The sequence below is a fragment of the Amycolatopsis tolypomycina genome, assembly GCF_900105945.1.
In the GTDB taxonomy this organism is placed as follows: Bacteria; Actinomycetota; Actinomycetes; order Mycobacteriales; family Pseudonocardiaceae; genus Amycolatopsis; species Amycolatopsis tolypomycina.
The window spans coordinates 4,030,259-4,045,035 of record NZ_FNSO01000004.1 but is presented as its reverse complement, the minus strand read 5'-3'; the positions used below and the strand labels follow the sequence as shown (position 1 = coordinate 4,045,035).

Genomic DNA, 14,777 nt, shown 5'->3' with positions numbered 1-14,777 from the left:
GGCGTGGCCAGCATCACACCGGGAGCCGCCGGGCGCTCCATTGCGTTCATAAAGTGCGCGGTCTCGGAAACTGTCGGACCCGCTCGGTAGGATCGACCCAACGTCGGCCCGAGGACGTCCCCGAGTGCATCCCGAGTGCATCCCAGGACATGCGGAAAGGAATGGAAGTGACTGCCCCGATCGAGACGCTGGAGTTCCAGTCGGAAGCGCGTCAGCTGCTCCAGCTGATGATCCATTCGATCTATTCGAACAAGGACACGTTCCTGCGGGAGCTCGTGTCGAACGCCTCCGACGCCCTCGACAAGCTGCGGCTGGAGTCGTACCGCGACAAGGACCTCGAGGCGGACACCGGCGACCTGCACATCGCGATCGAGACCGACCCCGAGGCGCGCACGCTGACCGTGCGCGACAACGGCATCGGCATGACGCGCGAGGAGGTCGTCGCCCTGATCGGGACGATCGCCAAGTCCGGCACCGCCGACTTCCTGACCAAGCTGAAGGAAGCCAAGGACGCCGCGGCGTCGCAGGACCTGATCGGGCAGTTCGGCGTCGGCTTCTACGCCAGCTTCATGGTCGCCGACAAGGTCACCCTGGTGACGCGCCGCGCGGGCACCGCCGAGGGCGTCCGCTGGGAGTCGACCGGCGAGGGCACGTACACGATCCAGCCGGTCGAGGACGCGCCGCAGGGCACCGCGGTCACGCTGCACCTCAAGCCCGAGGACACCGAGGACCACCTCTACGACTACACGTCCGCGGCGAAGATCCGCGAGATCGTCAAGCGGTACTCCGACTTCATCACCTGGCCCATCCGCATGAAGGGCGAGGGCGAAGAGGCCGAGACCGTCAACTCGATGAAGGCGCTCTGGGCGCGCTCGTCGAGCGAGGTCACCGAAGACGAGTACCACGAGTTCTACAAGCACGTCAGCCACGACTGGCAGGACCCCCTGGAAACGATCCGGCTCCAGGCCGAGGGCACGTTCGAGTACCAGGCGCTGCTGTTCCTGCCCTCGCACGCGCCGATGGACCTGTTCCTGCGGGAGCGCAAGCGCGGCGTGCAGCTCTACGTCAAGCGCGTCTTCATCATGGACGACTGCGAGTCGCTGGTCCCCGAGTACCTGCGGTTCGTCAAGGGCGTCGTCGACGCGCAGGACCTTTCGCTCAACGTCTCGCGCGAGATCCTGCAGCAGGACAGGCAGATCCAGCTGATCCGCCGTCGCCTGGTGAAGAAGGTGCTCTCGACGGTCAAGACCATGATGACCGCGGACGCCGAGAAGTACGCGACGTTCTGGCGCGAGTTCGGCCGGGCGGTCAAGGAAGGCCTGCTCGACGACTTCGAGAACCGCGAAGCCATCCTCGAGATCTCGTCGTTCGCCTCGACGCACGACGCCGAGAAGCCGACGTCGCTGCGCGACTACGTCTCGCGGATGAAGGACGGCCAGGAGCACATCTACTACATGACCGGCGAGTCGCGGTCCGCGATCGAGAACTCGCCGCACATGGAGGCGTTCCGCGCCAAGGGCTACGAGGTGCTGGTGCTGACCGACCCGATCGACGAGATGTGGGTCGACGCGGTCCCGGGCTTCGACGGCAAGCAGTTCCAGTCCATCGCCAAGGGCCAGGTCGATCTCGAGTCGGAGGAGGACAAGAAGGCCACCGAGGTCGCCCGCGAGCAGCAGAACAAGGACTTCGAGAGCCTGCTGACGTGGATGGGCACGGCGCTGGGCGAGTCGGTCAAGGAGGTGCGGCTGTCGTCGCGGCTGACGACGTCGCCGGCCTGCATCGTCGGCGACACCCACGACCTCACCCCGACGCTGGAGAAGATGTACCGCGCGATGGGGCAGGAGCTGCCGCCGATCAAGCGCATCCTCGAGCTCAACCCGGACCACGGCCTGGTCACGGGACTGCGCGAGGCCCACGCGGCCCGGCCGGACGAGGAGGGCCTGGCCGAGACGGCCGAGCTGCTCTACGGCATGGCCCTGCTCGCCGAGGGCGGCGAGCTGGCCGACCCGTCCCGGTTCATCAAGCTGCTGGCCGGCCGCCTGGAGAAGACCCTCTGACCCGTAACTCGCGTGATCGGGCCCGTAACTCGCGTGATTGAAGCCGGAACTCGCCGGTTCCGGCTCCAATCACGCGAGATCCGGTTCTGATCACGCGAGATCCGGGTTCACGCCCGACGGGAGCTCAGCAGGAGCAGGCACAGCACCGCGATTCCGGTGACGAGGCCCGCGACCAGCAGCATCGGGTCGAGGGTGGCCGGCGTCGCCGCGGTTGCCTGCTGGACCGCGGGCTGCGGCTCGGCGGCGGGCGCGGCAGGCGCGGCCGGGTCGGTGGCGGTCGGCGGCGGAGTGGTGGCCGGGGGAGTCGTCGGCGGTGCGGCGGCGGCCGGGGTGCCGGCCGCCGTGGTCTGCCGCGGCGTGGTGCGGGGTGCGGTGGTCGCGGGCTTCGGCGGTGCGGGCGTGGGGGCGGGCAGCACCGTCACCGAGGCCCGCATGTCCGGGTGCACCGAGCAGTAGTACTGGTAGGTACCCGGCTGGCGAAACGTGTAGCTCCAGCTCTGCCCGGCCGACAGCTGGGGGCTGCGGAAGGCGACCGGCGCGCTCGTCGTGACGACGTCGTGGGGGGCCTGGTCGTGCTGCATCCAGGTGACCGTGTCGCCGACGCGGACGGTCAGCGCGGCGGGGGAGTAGGCGTAGTCCTGCATCATCACCTGCTGCGTCGCGGCGGTGGCCGGTCCCGCGAACGGCACGTTCAGGAACACGAGCAGGCCGGCGACGGCCAGGGCGGCGCGCCTCATCGGACGAATCCGGTGACGGACTCGGTGACGAACTCGATCGCGATCTCGACGCGCAGCCGCCGCCCGGCGAGCAGCCGGGCGAGCCGGCCCGCGTGCCGGGGTTTCCGGCGGGCCGGGAGCACCACCCCGGCGGCCCAGACCACGACACCGCGGGCGTCCCGGTGCCGGACGTCGCCCTTCAGCCGGACCGTGCGCCCGGCCACGCTGCCTTCGACGACGAACGGGTCTTCGGCGACTTCGGCCGCGGTGAACGTCAGCTCCTCGCCGCGGAACGCCCGGCCGAGGAACGGGACCGGCGTCCGCAGCGAGCCGGGGTCGAGGGTGACCGTGAGCGCGGCGCCGGGTGTCCAGTGCCCGCCGGTCGCCCTCAGGCGGCTGCGGACCAGCGGTGGCCGTGGGGAAACCTCGATGACGCACCGGTCGCGGCGCAGGGCGTAGCCGGTCGCGGCGGGCAGGACTGCGGTGTCGGACATGAAGGATGGCCTCCGGGGAAAGGGAAGAGCGGGTGGCCCGGGGGAGACCGGGCCACCCGCTCCGGATCAGCAGCTCGCCTGGTTGAGCAACGGCGTGAGCACGTTCTCGAGCCACACCGTGTGCGTCTTGATGTACTGGTCGAGGTTCAGCAGGTCGGTCACCTGCTGGCCGAGCGACTCCTCCAGGTGCGCGCTCTTGATGTGCGCGACGATCGGCGCGAGCGTGTCCGTGAGGACCTGACCGCCCGAACCGTCGAACGCCGGGGCGAGCACCGTTTCCAGCCACACCGTGTGGGTCTTGATGTACTGGTCCAGGTTGAGGATGTCCTGCACCTGCTGACCGGGTGAGGTCTCCAGGTGCGCGCTCTTGATGTGGTCGAGGATCGGCTGCAGGACCGCCTTCGGCACGCAGGAACCGCCGCCCGCCGGGGTGGACGGGGCCGGCATCGGGTGGCTCGGCGCCGACGTCGGGGTGGACGTCGGGGTCGAGGTCGGCGGGGCGCCGGTCGGGGCCGCGCCGGTCACCGTGACGGTCGCCTTCATGTCCGGGTGGATCGAGCAGTAGTACGAGTACTTGCCCGCCTTGGTGAAGGTGTGGCTGAACGTCTGGCCGGTCTGCAGCGTCGGTGAGGTGAACTTCTCCGGCCCGTCGGTGACGACGATGTTGTGCGGCGCGGTGTCGTGGTTGGTCCACGTCACCGTGTCGCCGACGGCGATCGTCAGGTCGGCCGGCGAGAACTTGTAGCCCATGGCTTCGACCGACTTGCCGGACGGCGCCGCGGCCGGGGCGGCGGCCCCGCCGGCCTGTTCCTGGACCAGTCCCTGGTAGAGCGGGACGGCCAGGGGACCCTGCTGGGCCAGCGCGGCGAGGTCGACGTTCGCGGCCTGGGTCGGCGCGGCCTGCTCGGTCTGCCCGCCGCGCAGCGTGGCGAGGCTGAACAACGCCGTCGCCAGCGCGACGATCGCCACGGCGATCGGCCAGTTCCGCCGTCGCCGCACCACCTCCGGCTGCTCGGGGGCGGTGGGGGTGGGGTTGTCCATCGAGGGACTCCTTTCGCAGGGCGATCAGCGGCCGGGGCTGGCCGTGACGAGGAAGCTCGCTGCGAGGAGGACCACGAGCACGAGCGTGGTCTCGGCGGCGACGGAATGGACGAAGGGACGGACGGTGCCGGCGTCCCCGCGCAGGACGACGGCGAAGTCGAGGCGGCGGCCCACCCAGCGGCGGCTGAACTGGGCGGCCAGCAGCACGACGGCGAGCACACCCAGCTTGACCAGCAGCGTCTGCCCGTAGGACGTGCCGAACACCCGGCCGACGCTGCCGACGGTCTGCCACGCGAGCACCACGCCCGCGGCGACCACGACGGCGACCGACGTCATCGCCAGTTTCGAGTAGCGCGGGATCACCGAGGCGAGTTCTTCGGGGTCACGGCGGGCCAGGACGCCGAAGAGCAGCACGGCCAGGCCGCCGATCCACGCCGAAGCGCCCGCCAGGTGCGCGAAGTCCGCCAGCTGCGTCAGCCACGGCCGGGTGCTCTCCACCGCGTGGCCGGTGAGCCCGGTCGTGCGGAGCAGGCCGACCAGGATCGCGCCGGCCCCGACCCGCCAGGGCAACGCCGTGGCGGCGTCGCGGCCGCGTTGCAGCAGCCAGGCCAGCACGACCCCGCCGAGCAGCCACAGCAGCGCCCTGGCGAACCAGATCCGCCCGAACTGGCTGTCGAGCGCCTGGCCGAGCAGGTCCCAGGCGAGGAAGTCGCCGGGCGGGCGCTGCGCGGCCCACGCCGCCTGCAGGCCGAGGCCGGCGAGCGTGCCGAGCAGGCCGAGGACCCAGCCGGTGACCAGCACCGCGCGGGCGCCGCGGTGGCCGGCACCGGCGGGCCAGAGCACGGCCAGGAACAGCAGGCCGCCGGCGAACAGCGTGAGACCGGCGTAGTCGACGGTTCGGGCGAGGACGTACCACGCCTTGACGGGTTCCACGGCTCACCGTCCACTGGGGACAGTCGTGACGGCGGTCGCGGGGACCATCGCGGGCTCCAGGCCGCCGTCGGGGTTGCGGCAGTAGCCGAGGACGAGCGCGCCGACGCCGTCCGGCCCGGTCACCCCGAGCCCGGAGGTGACCGCGCCGAGCAGCGGCAGCCCGCCGACGGTGTCCAGGACCTGTTGCGGCACACCGGGTTGGCACGTCGGCACGTCGGTTCCCGGCGGGGGCGCCGGTGAGGTGGACGGCGGCGGGGAAGAAGGCGGGGAACCGGGATCGGGGGAGCCCGGATCCGGGATCGGGACGGCGCCGGGCATCGATGGCATCGGAGCCGCCGGCACATCGCCGACCGGCACCGCGGGCAGCGGGGACGGCGGGCCGCCCGTCGGCAGCTGGCCGACCGGAAGTGGTTGCGGCGCAGGCGTTTGCGGGGCGGCCGGGGGATGCCCGCCGTCCGCGACCACGGGCGGGGTGGCCGCCGCGGTGCCCGGACGCAGGCCGATGCCGGACGCGTAGCCGACGACGATGACGACCGCGCCGGCCAGGCTCGCGGCGATGACGTGGTCACGGCGCAGGGCGGGTCCTCGCACGGGTTCGTCCTCCAAAGAGCGGGAATGCGTTTCCCGGAAAGGTTCTCGGGCAATTCCGGAGCGGCGGGGAAAGAACGGGATGTGGGAGCAATAAACCAGCCGGCACGTTTCGCGGGGTGATCTTCACGTGAAGGACAGGTAAAGTCGAGCGGCCCGCGCGCGGCGCGCAACGGTGAGAAGCTGCGCCGAAAGCCGCGTTCACTGAGCTGTTCGGGTGACCGATGATGCGGACTACCGGAGTAGCGGCCCGATTTGCCCGATTGCCGGGCCGGGTTCCGCCGCGGCGGTGAGAATTGCTTAACACAGGCGTTTCACGGCTTTCCGCCGTGGTGCCCGATCCGCTCGCTACGGTTCCGCTCGTCGTTCGAATTCCCTCCGAAGGCGAGGAACCATGACTTCCCGCTGGTCATTCCCGGTCCGCCTCGCCGCCGCGCTGGCGGCGGCCGGCGGCGCGGCCCTGTGGTGCGCGCCCGCCGCGGACGCGCACAGCGTCCTGGTGTCCAGTTCGCCGGCCGCGGGCGCGTCGCTCGCCGCGGGCCCGGCCGAGGCCGTGCTCGAGTTCAACGAGCAGGTGGAGAACCGGTTCACCGAGCTCGCGGTCCTCGGGCCCGACGGGACCTCGCACTGGGAGGCCGGTCCGGCGTCCGTTGTGGACGACCGGGTTTCCGCGCCGCTGCGTCCCCTCGGCCCGGCCGGTGCCTACACCATCCGGTACCGCGTGACTTCCGCCGACGGCCACCCGGTCTCCGGCACCGTCCCGTTCCGGCTCACCGTGGCGGGTCCGGGAGTGGCGGAGCCGGCGGTCGCGCCCCAGGACGGCGACGGCTCGGTACCGCTGTGGCCGTGGCTCACCGGAGGTGCCGTCCTGCTCGGCACCGGGTTCGCGGTGGCCCGGCGCCTGAGCCGCGCGGACGCTTGAGGCCGGGCCCTGGCGGGTATCCCGGGCCCATGACGAACCTCGACGACACCACGACCGCGAAGCTCGACGAATTCGTGCTCGCCCGGCTCGCGGAGGACGAAGAGCGCGTCCGGGCGGGCGAACTGCCGCTGATCGACGAAGCCGAACGGCGCGGGCGGCTGCGGATCATGTACGCCGACGACGGCGACGGCCTGCTGCTCGCCGGCGGGCCGGTCGAGGCGATGGAGGACCGGCACCCGGTGCCGTTCGCGGAGAAGGCCGAGTTCCTGCGCCGCGAGATCCGCGACGCCCACGACGACGCGTCCGTCAAGCTCATCGCCTCCGTGTACGAAGCCCACCCCGACTGGCGCGACGAGTGGCGCCCGTGACCTGATGCCCGCGTGGGAAGCCCGGCCGCGCGTCTTCGCCGACCGCGAGGACGGCGGCCGACGGCTCGCGGATGCCCTGCGGGGCCGCCGGTGGGCCGAGCCGCTGGTGCTCGGCCTCGCCCGCGGCGGGGTGCCGGTGGCCGCCGTCGTCGCGCGGCGGCTCGGCGCCGAACTGGACGTGGTGGTGGCGCGCAAGATCGGTGCGCCGGGCCGCCGTGAATACGGCGTCGGCGCGATCACCCCGGACGGCCCGGCGATCTACGACGAAGCCGCCCTGCGGGCCCTGAACCTGACCGCGGCACGGATGGCGCGGGCCGAAGGCCGGGAGCAGGCCGAGGCCCGGCGGCGGCGCGAGCGCTACCGCGCCGGCCGGGAGCCGCCCGGCGTCAGCGGCCGTGACGTCCTCCTCGTCGACGACGGCCTCGCGACCGGCGTCACCGCGACGGCGGCCCTGCGGGAGGTCCGCGCTGCCCGGCCCCGGACGCTCGTGTTCGCGGCCCCGGTCGCCGCGCCGGGCGCGGCGGCGCGGGTGCGGCTCGAAGCCGACGACGTCGTCTGCGTCGCCGAGCCGCGGGGATTTCGCGCGGTCGGCCAGTGGTACGCCGATTTCCGCCAGCTGGGTGACGACGACGTCCTGGGCCTGCTCACCCGCTGACTCCACCCGGGGTGTGTCGGGTTGACCCGATGGGTGATGGGGTATCACCCGATGGGGCCACCGACCGGAGGGGCGGGAGCGGGATGAGTGAACGGGACGGGCTCGGCGCGGCGGCGCGCGGGCTGCGGCAGTACCTGCTGGTCGTCGCGGCCAAGCTGGACGCGCCGGCCTGGTTCTGCGAGGTCGACGTCCCGGCGGGCGCGTACCTCGCGCTCGAACGGCGGCTCGCGCGCTTCCCCGACCACGAAACGGCCCTGCTGTGGGACGAACGTGACGGCTGGTCCGCGGCCGTGGAGTCGGCGACCGGCGACGAAGTCATCGTGCTCGCCTACCTCGGCGAGGACGTCCTGCCACCGCCGGAAGCCGTCGTCGCGTTCGTGACCGGCCTGTACGGCGAACAGTACCCAGGGCAGCCGGACGCACCGGACTTCCGGAGACCCGGCACCGCGGACGGGTTCGACGAGCGGCTCGCCGCCTACGCCGGGGACCCGGTCGGGCAAGCCTGACTCAACGGGGCGGCAGCACGCAGAACTCGTTCCCCTCCGGGTCCGCCAGCACGATCCACGGATCGTCGGCCGGGTCGTCGAGGACCTTCGCGCCGAGCATCACCAGGCGCTCGACCTCCGCCCGCTGGTCCTGCTCCACCGGGGCGAGGTCCAGGTGCAGCCGGTTCTTGACCGCCTTGTCCTCCGATAGAGGCTGCCAACAAGTAATCAAGGCAGTCGGCCCCCGGCGGTGCTGCGAACACCAGCCGAGGGCCTTGATCGGAACTGAGGTCCGACCCGTGAAGAAGACTACTGAGACCCCCACTTGGTTGCGTACCGCCGACGTGATTCCGTGCCCGTCCTGGTGCGTCGGCGGGCACCGCGAGGCCCAGCACCCCGACGACCGGCGGCATTTCTCCAAGGCCGGGATGGAGTTTGAGCCGGTGCTCGCCGAACCGTCGCTGGAGGACCTGACCCCGGTCTACGGCGGCCGTCAGCTCGTGCCGGTCCGCTTGACCGTCGGGATGGACCAGGGCTACCGCGAGGTCGGCCCGCAGATCAGCATCACACCGGAGTCGACGGCGCACGGCCGGGGCGTTGTGTTCACGGTGGCCGAGGCCGAGCAGGTCGGCCGGATGCTGCTCAAGCTGGCCAAGCAGGCCCGGAAGGCCGAGGGGGCGCAGCGATGAACGAGCCCATCGACGTCGCCGCGTTCGTCGCGCAGCTGGCCGACGACAACCGACTCGCCCGCGAGCTGGACGACTTGGTCGCCCACGACGTCCGAGCCCGCGCCGACGACGCGGTCCTCGCCGAGCTGGAGCCCGCCACGGAAGCACCTCTGCTCGAGCAGCTCGTCGCCCGCGCGCTGTGTGTCTTCCTGGAGGCCCAGCTGCGCGGTCTCCACGCCGTGCGCGACGCAGCCGAGTACGAGGCGGCGCTGTACAAGACGTTCGGAGAGGTCGACCTGCCAGAGCCAGCGAGGTACGACGAGGCCATCGAGGCGTACCGGCGCCTGATCCAGGAAGACGAGCAGTGCTCCCGGGCGCGGTGGGCCACAGCCCAGCGTCCGGGGCCTGCGGGCGGACCGGTGGTGCCGCACCGGTCCGCGGCCGCGGTGTAACGGCCCACGTGATCCACGCGACGTGGGCGGACATGAGGTCCAATCGGCTCGCCTGGATCACCGGCGTCGCGCTGCTGCTGCTCGCCGGCGTGACCGTGCTCGGCGCCGTCGGCGCGCTCGTGCCGGACGTCCTCGGCGAGCCCGCGGCGCGCGCCGTGTTTGGCGTCGTCGCGCTCGCTGGTCTGGCCGGCGTGGTGGGAACGCTCGTCGAGATCGTCCGTCTCCGCGAGGCCGCCGCCGACGACCGGTAGCCTGGTCGTACCTCTTCGCGGAGGACCGGCCCCGGGTAGCTCCCGGGGCCACGCGGAGAGGCCCCGCGAAGAGGAGTACCCGCCATGCCCTCGGCGATCGGCGACAACCTGCGCCAGATCCGCCACGCCCGCGGCAAGTCGCTCGCCGTCGTGGCCGGCCGCGCGGGCATCTCAGCGTCCTACCTGTCCCGCCTGGAGTCCGGCGACCGCGCCCTCGATCGTCGGTCGTTGATCGTGAGCCTCGCCGACGCGCTGGAGGTCGCGCCGAGCGAGATCACCGGGAGCGCGCTCACCACGCCCGGGGAGCTGGAAGAGGACCGATCGCTGAACGAGGTGCGCCTCGCCCTGCTCGCCGTGAGCATGGGTCAACCGCGCGGCCGGGTCCTCCCCGCCGAGGTCCTGGAACCGCGGGTTACGGCGATCCTCACCGCGCAGCGGGACTGCGACTACGGCCTCGTCGGCGAGAAGCTGCCGGGCCTGATCCGGGACCTGCACAGCACCCTGCAGGCGCACCGCGACGAACGCGCCGTGCTGCGCCTGCTCGTGCTCACCCACGTGCAGGGCACACAAGCGTGGCTCGGCGACATCGGCGCGAGCCTGGACCTGGCGTGGCAGGCGGCCATGCTCGCCCAGGACGCGGCGCAGCGGCTCGACGAGCCGCTGTTCACGGCCGTGAGCGGGTTCGGCACGGCCTTCGGGCTGCTGGCGGCCGGCGGGTTCGACATGGCCGAGGAGACGCTGCGGACGTCCTTGCCAGGCACCGGGACGCCGGAACAGGCGCAGCTGGCGGGCATGCTCACGCTGACGTCGTCCCTCGTCTCGGCCGCGCAGCGCAACAACGCCGAGCGGCTCGCTGCGCTCGATCATGCCGCCGATCTCGCGGACCACACCGGCGAGAGCAACGCGCTGTGGTTCGGGTTCGGCCCGTCGAACGTCGGCGTGTGGCGCATGTCGGTCGCGCTGGAGGCCGGCGAGCACAGCGAGGCCGCGAAGATCGCTGAGACCGTGAACCCGGAAGCGCTGCCCTCGCCGACCAGGAAGTCCGCCTACTACCGCGAGTACGGGCGGGCCCTCGCCCGGCTGCCGAAGCGTCGGAACGACGCCGTGCTGATGCTGCGCCAGGCCGAGTTGATCTCGCCCGCGCGGATCCACCGGCACCCGTTTATGCGCTCGATCCTCTCGGAGCTGGTCGCGAAGGCAAAGCGTGACCAGATCGGCCGCGAGCTTCGCGGCATGGCCTACCGGGCCGGCCTGCCCGTGTAGCCCATCCGAGTGTTTGCCTGGGTGGCAAACTCCGACGGCTTCCAGCGCGCACGCTGGCGATCATGAAGTCTCGGGGATGGCAGCGTGAGCGCCTGGTCATGACGGTGGACAGCACCGGTACGGAACTGCCGGTCATCACCGGCGTCACGACCGACCACAGAGGCCGGCTGGTCGGTGCGATGGCGATCGGCGACGGCCCGACCGCCGTGCTTGAACCGCCGGACGACGGCAGCGTGCACGGCCAGATCAGTCTCAACGCGATGATGACGCTCCTCGACGTCGAGGAGCTGCGGGCGCGCGTCGAGATCAAGAAGCGGCGGAACCAGCGATGAGCCCGGGAGAGCAGGGCTGGCAGCTGTTCCGGTCGTTCCGGACGACCGACGCTGAGGGACGGCCGACGGACCTGCAGTTCGGCCTCGTCGACACGGCGAAGAACGGCACTCAGCCGGCAATCCGGGTCGACGGCAAGACCGCCCTGATGCCCCTGGAGGAGATCGGCGCCGAGCTGCCCGAGGTGATCCGCCGGGTGCTGCTCACCTGGTGGCAGCGAGAGGGCGGACGGTGACCGCCGTGACGGCGCCGGCCGCGAGCGAGTGGGCGGCCCGGTACCACCGCGAGGACAGGCAGATCCACCGCTACCTGAAGGCCGATCTCGCGGACCCGGGCGTCGACTGGCTGGTGCCCGCCCACAGCGCCGATCCGCTGTACCCGGAGCGGCACGCCCGGGTCGAGATCTCGGACCGTCCGGCGCCCGGGAGCGGGCACCACAGGCTGTGCTGCCGCGCGTGCTGGGTGGCCGGCTGATGGCGTTCAGCGGGAAGGGCTTCGAGGGCATCGAGACGGCCGCCCGCGCGATGGCCCAGGAGATGACGGCCCAGGTCCGGAACCAGCGCCCCTGCCCCAGCAGCACCAGCACCAGCACCGAGTCGAGCAGTCCCGGCGAAGAACCCGAGCAGCCGCCAGCACCTCGGGACCCCTGATCCGCTCGGCCGCCGCAGTGTCCCCCGAGCCTGCGGCGGCCGGGCAACCCACGCCGCCCGTCGCGCCGTCCTCCCTCCGTGCGCGGCGGGCGGCTTCGTGTCTGCGCCCCCGCCCGCTGGCCGCACGCGCAGCCGGAACGGCTTCCCCCGGGGGAACACCCCGGCGGGTGCTGGCGACGGCTCAGCGAGCCGCTCAGCCGTCGCCAGCTCGGCGCCCGTCAGCCGCCGTTCCGAGAGAGCCAGTCCAGGTCCTCGGCGATGTCCATCGGGGACGCGTTGGCCGGCGGGTGGAAGTGGTCGATCTGGACCAGCGCGCGGCCCCGCTCGTCGGACACAGCGACACCGCCGCCGCCCCGGCCCATCGCGGCGTTCGCCTGGTCGAGGATCGCCTGCGACCGGCCCGACGACGGATCCAGCGGGATGAACGCCTCCGGCACGCGCATGTTGTCGCCGATCACCCGCCAGGTGTTCGGCGGCACGACGGTGGCTGTCGAGCCGGACATCGGCGACAGCGTGCGACCGACCGCGTTGAACGCGATGGCGCCCTGCGCGAACATCTGCCGCCGACCGGTGAGGTTGGTCGGGCTCGTAACGTCCACAAAGGACGTGGTGACCGTGACCGTCTTGCCGTGCAGCAGGTCAATCGTACGCTGGAACTCCGCGACCTTGGCCTGTTCGGCCGCGGCGTTCGAGGTGAGCACGATGTTCTTGCCGCCCGGCAGCTGGACGACGGCCTGGCCGAGGTTGTTCACGTTGACCTTGAGCCCGACGGCCGTGAGGTCCGCGACGGACATCTTCGCGATGCTCTGCTGCAGGCTGGCCGGCAGCGGCCCGGACCACGAGTTCGCGAGGTTGATCGTCTCGCGGTTCTGCGCCTTCAGCGCGTCGGACACCTTGCCCGACTCGTCGCGGGCCGCCGAGTTCGCGTACGCGGCCTGGTACGCGGCCTGTTCCTGGGCCGCGAACGCCTGCTCGACGCCAAGCAGCGAGCGGGCCTTGTCGTCCTCGGTGGCCTTGCCGTCCTTGGACACCTTGGCGTAGTCGGCGAGCGCCTGCTTCGAGTTCAGCACCGCGCCGCGGTAGCCGAGCTGGGCGTTCTGCTGCGCGTAGATCGCCTGAGTGAGCGCGTTCACCGCGTCCCGGGACCGGTTCTGCGCCTCCGTCGACTGGTCGGTTGCCGCCGCCTCGGCCGCGGTCGCGTCGGTGCTCTCGCGGAACGCCACGCCTTTCGACTGGATCGCGACCTTGAGGTAGTTGACGGTCGAGGCCGCATCCGGGTTCGCCTTGGCGTAGGCGTCGAGCTGCCGGTTGACGGCTTCGAGCGCGCCCTGCTCGCCCATGACGGCCGAGGTGACCTGCGGGAGCGCGACGCCGTACTGACGCGCGAAGTCCAGCAGCGACTTGCTGTTGCCGTTGATGTTCTTCTGGGCCAGGTCCTGCGCGACGGACGCGCGGACGCTGTCGTCGATCGCGCCCTTCGACGCCCGCAGGGCCTCGGTGTAGCTCCGCTGGGAGGCGTCGAGCGTGGCCGCGGCCTTGGCGGCACGCTCGGCGTCCTGGCCCATGATGAGCAGGGCCACGCCGAGGCCGGCCGTCGCGAGCGCGGCAGGGCTAAGCGCGCCGGCCACGAGACCGGACATGGTCGTCTTGAACTTGGCGCCGATGCCGTCAGCTGCCTTGATCTTCCCGCCGAGCCCCTCGAACCCCGCACCGGCGTCCACCCCGAACTTGCTCAGGATCATGCCGGCCGCGCCGATCCCGCCGACGAACTGCGTCACCTGGGGCGGGAGTGCGGACACCGCGGTGAGCACGCCGTGCAGCACGGTCGCCAGGCCGGAGCCCGCCGACGAGAACCCCTGCAGCACACCGAGGGCGCCGGAGCCCTGCGACGTGAGATCGACCAGGCCGCCGGTCACCTCGTCGACGATCACGAACAGCGACCGCAGCGGGCCCGCCGAGCCGGTGGCCACGTTGGCGAACAGCGAGCCCAGGCGCGCCTCGACCGTGCGGACGATGCCGCCGAGGGTGCTCAGCCCGTCGCCCGCGCCCTGGGCGCCCCGTGAGGCGTTCGAGGCGAACTCGCTGACGCCCTGGCCGGCCTGGGCCGCGAACGACCGCAGGCCCTGGAATACGGGCCCAGCGGCACGGACGGCGGTGACCACGCCCGGCATGGCGTTCTCACCGAGGTCGGTTGCCGCGCCCGTCAGCTGGCGGATCTGCGGCGCGGACGCCTGCACTGCGGAGGTGACCAGAGGGCGGAGCCGGACCCAGGCGGACCCTACGTCGTCGATGGCGCCCACGACGTCGTCCTGCAGCGGCTCGGACATCGTCTCGGCGTCGCTCTTGAACTGCGACGACAGCACGCTGAGCCGGGCCTGCACCGCGTCCGACTTGGCGACGGCGGCCACCCCGAACGCCGCGAACCCCGCCGTCATCAGCACGAGGCTCCCGGCGACGGCGGCCGAGCCGATGGCGGCCGCGGCCGGGAGCCCCACGGTGAGGCCGGCGAACTTCATCCCGCTGAAGTTCTTCTCGGCCTTGGTCGCCGCGTCCTTTGTGGACCGGTCGACCTTCTTGCCTGACTTCTCGGCCTCGTCGCCGATGTCCTCGAGGTCCCGCTTCGCGGCAGCCTTGCCCCGGTCCCAGTCGGCCTTGTTCATCTTGAGGTAGGCGACGAGCTCGCCGATGTTCAGCGCCACGCGTGGCTACCTCCGGTTCGGGTCGGGCGGTGGGGGCGGCGGGAAGAAGTGGCGGTGTACGCGGGTCTCGGCCCCGAACAGGCCGGCGATCCGCGTGCTGAGCCATCGCCAGGAACGGGTGTGCATGAGCGCCCGGTCGCCGACGTCGAGGCCGTAGGTCTGGTGCAGATCGGCCTCGATCAAGAGCCATTGGTCCAGTAGCTCT

Annotated in this window: 21 protein-coding genes; 13 read left to right on the top strand and 8 right to left on the bottom strand. The window is 72.0% G+C overall.

Annotation, left to right across the window (positions count from 1 at the left end):
• Positions 1-167 precede the first annotated feature (167 nt).
• Positions 168-2,057, top strand: coding sequence for a molecular chaperone HtpG (gene htpG / locus BLW76_RS28485; protein ID WP_167384762.1), 1,890 nt, complete (start codon positions 168-170; stop codon positions 2,055-2,057).
• A gap of 107 nt (positions 2,058-2,164) precedes the next feature.
• On the opposite strand, the gene BLW76_RS28480 is transcribed toward htpG, so the two are convergent.
• The 5 genes from BLW76_RS28480 to BLW76_RS28460 all read right to left on the bottom strand — a co-directional run bounded on the left by BLW76_RS28480 (position 2,165) and on the right by BLW76_RS28460 (position 5,832).
• The gene (locus tag BLW76_RS28480; RefSeq protein ID WP_091312969.1) at positions 2,165-2,794 is read right to left on the bottom strand and encodes a cupredoxin domain-containing protein; all 630 of its coding nucleotides are present in this window, start codon (positions 2,792-2,794) and stop codon (positions 2,165-2,167) included.
• Complete coding sequence (locus BLW76_RS28475) at positions 2,791-3,267, bottom strand: hypothetical protein (RefSeq protein WP_091312965.1); 477 nt, start codon at positions 3,265-3,267, stop codon at positions 2,791-2,793. The genes BLW76_RS28480 and BLW76_RS28475 overlap by 4 nt, the downstream gene beginning before the upstream one ends.
• A 66-nt stretch (positions 3,268-3,333) precedes the next feature.
• Positions 3,334-4,308: a cupredoxin domain-containing protein gene (locus tag BLW76_RS28470; protein ID WP_091312963.1), complete on the bottom strand. Its 975-nt coding sequence runs from the start codon at positions 4,306-4,308 to the stop codon at positions 3,334-3,336.
• Between the two features lie 24 nt (positions 4,309-4,332).
• Positions 4,333-5,241 carry a copper resistance D family protein gene (locus tag BLW76_RS28465; protein WP_091312959.1) on the bottom strand — a complete coding sequence of 303 codons (909 nt, stop codon included), beginning with the start codon at positions 5,239-5,241 and terminating at the stop codon, positions 4,333-4,335.
• 3 nt (positions 5,242-5,244) lie between these two features.
• A complete protein-coding gene (locus BLW76_RS28460; protein ID WP_091312956.1) occupies positions 5,245-5,832 on the bottom strand; it encodes a hypothetical protein in 588 nt (195 codons plus the stop codon).
• Positions 5,833-6,223: 391 nt separating this feature from the next.
• Between BLW76_RS28460 and BLW76_RS28455 the strand changes: the two genes are divergently transcribed.
• From BLW76_RS28455 to BLW76_RS28440, 4 genes are all read left to right on the top strand, one after another.
• Positions 6,224-6,751 (top strand): copper resistance CopC family protein, encoded by a 528-nt coding sequence (locus tag BLW76_RS28455; protein ID WP_091312953.1) that lies wholly within the window; start codon positions 6,224-6,226, stop codon positions 6,749-6,751.
• Between the two features lie 29 nt (positions 6,752-6,780).
• On the top strand, positions 6,781-7,119 hold the full coding sequence (locus tag BLW76_RS28450) for a DUF6221 family protein (protein ID WP_091312950.1): 339 nt from the start codon (positions 6,781-6,783) through the stop codon (positions 7,117-7,119).
• A 4-nt stretch (positions 7,120-7,123) separates the two neighbouring features.
• Complete coding sequence (locus BLW76_RS28445; protein ID WP_091312947.1) at positions 7,124-7,774, top strand: phosphoribosyltransferase; 651 nt, start codon at positions 7,124-7,126, stop codon at positions 7,772-7,774.
• Between the two features lie 83 nt (positions 7,775-7,857).
• Positions 7,858-8,280, top strand: a complete 423-nt coding sequence (locus BLW76_RS28440; protein ID WP_091312944.1) for a DUF6292 family protein — start codon at positions 7,858-7,860, stop codon at positions 8,278-8,280.
• A 1-nt stretch (position 8,281) separates the two neighbouring features.
• On the opposite strand, the gene BLW76_RS49905 is transcribed toward BLW76_RS28440, so the two are convergent.
• Positions 8,282-8,539: a VOC family protein gene (locus BLW76_RS49905; RefSeq protein ID WP_279627740.1), complete on the bottom strand. Its 258-nt coding sequence runs from the start codon at positions 8,537-8,539 to the stop codon at positions 8,282-8,284.
• 19 nt (positions 8,540-8,558) lie between these two features.
• Here BLW76_RS49905 and BLW76_RS28430 point away from each other — a divergent pair, with 19 nt between their 5' ends.
• From BLW76_RS28430 to BLW76_RS28395, 8 genes are all read left to right on the top strand, one after another.
• Complete coding sequence (locus BLW76_RS28430) at positions 8,559-8,948, top strand: DUF6907 domain-containing protein (RefSeq protein ID WP_167384567.1); 390 nt, start codon at positions 8,559-8,561, stop codon at positions 8,946-8,948.
• Positions 8,945-9,379, top strand: coding sequence for a hypothetical protein (locus tag BLW76_RS28425; protein WP_091312938.1), 435 nt, complete (start codon positions 8,945-8,947; stop codon positions 9,377-9,379). The genes BLW76_RS28430 and BLW76_RS28425 overlap by 4 nt, the downstream gene beginning before the upstream one ends.
• Before the next feature lie 32 nt (positions 9,380-9,411).
• The gene (locus BLW76_RS28420) at positions 9,412-9,630 is read left to right on the top strand and encodes a hypothetical protein (protein ID WP_143060699.1); all 219 of its coding nucleotides are present in this window, start codon (positions 9,412-9,414) and stop codon (positions 9,628-9,630) included.
• An 84-nt stretch (positions 9,631-9,714) separates the two neighbouring features.
• Positions 9,715-10,893, top strand: a complete 1,179-nt coding sequence (locus BLW76_RS28415) for a helix-turn-helix domain-containing protein (RefSeq protein WP_091312934.1) — start codon at positions 9,715-9,717, stop codon at positions 10,891-10,893.
• 62 nt (positions 10,894-10,955) lie between these two features.
• The gene (locus tag BLW76_RS28410; RefSeq protein WP_143060698.1) at positions 10,956-11,225 is read left to right on the top strand and encodes a hypothetical protein; all 270 of its coding nucleotides are present in this window, start codon (positions 10,956-10,958) and stop codon (positions 11,223-11,225) included.
• A complete protein-coding gene (locus BLW76_RS28405) occupies positions 11,222-11,458 on the top strand; it encodes a hypothetical protein (RefSeq protein WP_091312928.1) in 237 nt (78 codons plus the stop codon). Before BLW76_RS28410 ends, BLW76_RS28405 begins: the two co-directional genes overlap by 4 nt.
• On the top strand, positions 11,455-11,697 hold the full coding sequence (locus BLW76_RS28400) for a hypothetical protein (RefSeq protein ID WP_091312927.1): 243 nt from the start codon (positions 11,455-11,457) through the stop codon (positions 11,695-11,697). The genes BLW76_RS28405 and BLW76_RS28400 overlap by 4 nt, the downstream gene beginning before the upstream one ends.
• The gene (locus tag BLW76_RS28395; RefSeq protein WP_167384760.1) at positions 11,697-11,873 is read left to right on the top strand and encodes a hypothetical protein; all 177 of its coding nucleotides are present in this window, start codon (positions 11,697-11,699) and stop codon (positions 11,871-11,873) included. The genes BLW76_RS28400 and BLW76_RS28395 overlap by 1 nt, the downstream gene beginning before the upstream one ends.
• Positions 11,874-12,091: 218 nt before the next feature.
• Here the strand turns inward: BLW76_RS28395 and BLW76_RS28390 are convergent, their stop codons facing one another.
• A complete protein-coding gene (locus BLW76_RS28390; protein WP_091312921.1) occupies positions 12,092-14,572 on the bottom strand; it encodes a hypothetical protein in 2,481 nt (826 codons plus the stop codon).
• 6 nt (positions 14,573-14,578) lie between these two features.
• Positions 14,579-14,755 (bottom strand): hypothetical protein, encoded by a 177-nt coding sequence (locus BLW76_RS28385; protein WP_208613403.1) that lies wholly within the window; start codon positions 14,753-14,755, stop codon positions 14,579-14,581.
• Positions 14,756-14,777: the final 22 nt, after the last annotated feature.

Bases quoted from the DNA above. Each gene is read 5' to 3' on its own strand.
- BLW76_RS28480 (WP_091312969.1), bottom strand. From the start codon at position 2,794: ATGAGGCGCGCCGCCCTGGCCGTCGCCGGCCTGCTCGTGTTCCTGAAC.
- BLW76_RS28475 (WP_091312965.1), bottom strand. From the start codon at position 3,267: ATGTCCGACACCGCAGTCCTGCCCGCCGCGACCGGCTACGCCCTGCGC.
- BLW76_RS28470 (WP_091312963.1), bottom strand. From the start codon at position 4,308: ATGGACAACCCCACCCCCACCGCCCCCGAGCAGCCGGAGGTGGTGCGG.
- BLW76_RS28455 (WP_091312953.1), top strand. From the start codon at position 6,224: ATGACTTCCCGCTGGTCATTCCCGGTCCGCCTCGCCGCCGCGCTGGCG.
- BLW76_RS28450 (WP_091312950.1), top strand. From the start codon at position 6,781: ATGACGAACCTCGACGACACCACGACCGCGAAGCTCGACGAATTCGTG.
- BLW76_RS28445 (WP_091312947.1), top strand. From the start codon at position 7,124: ATGCCCGCGTGGGAAGCCCGGCCGCGCGTCTTCGCCGACCGCGAGGAC.
- BLW76_RS28440 (WP_091312944.1), top strand. From the start codon at position 7,858: ATGAGTGAACGGGACGGGCTCGGCGCGGCGGCGCGCGGGCTGCGGCAG.
- BLW76_RS28425 (WP_091312938.1), top strand. From the start codon at position 8,945: ATGAACGAGCCCATCGACGTCGCCGCGTTCGTCGCGCAGCTGGCCGAC.
- BLW76_RS28420 (WP_143060699.1), top strand. From the start codon at position 9,412: ATGAGGTCCAATCGGCTCGCCTGGATCACCGGCGTCGCGCTGCTGCTG.
- BLW76_RS28415 (WP_091312934.1), top strand. From the start codon at position 9,715: ATGCCCTCGGCGATCGGCGACAACCTGCGCCAGATCCGCCACGCCCGC.
- BLW76_RS28410 (WP_143060698.1), top strand. From the start codon at position 10,956: ATGAAGTCTCGGGGATGGCAGCGTGAGCGCCTGGTCATGACGGTGGAC.
- BLW76_RS28405 (WP_091312928.1), top strand. From the start codon at position 11,222: ATGAGCCCGGGAGAGCAGGGCTGGCAGCTGTTCCGGTCGTTCCGGACG.
- BLW76_RS28395 (WP_167384760.1), top strand. From the start codon at position 11,697: ATGGCGTTCAGCGGGAAGGGCTTCGAGGGCATCGAGACGGCCGCCCGC.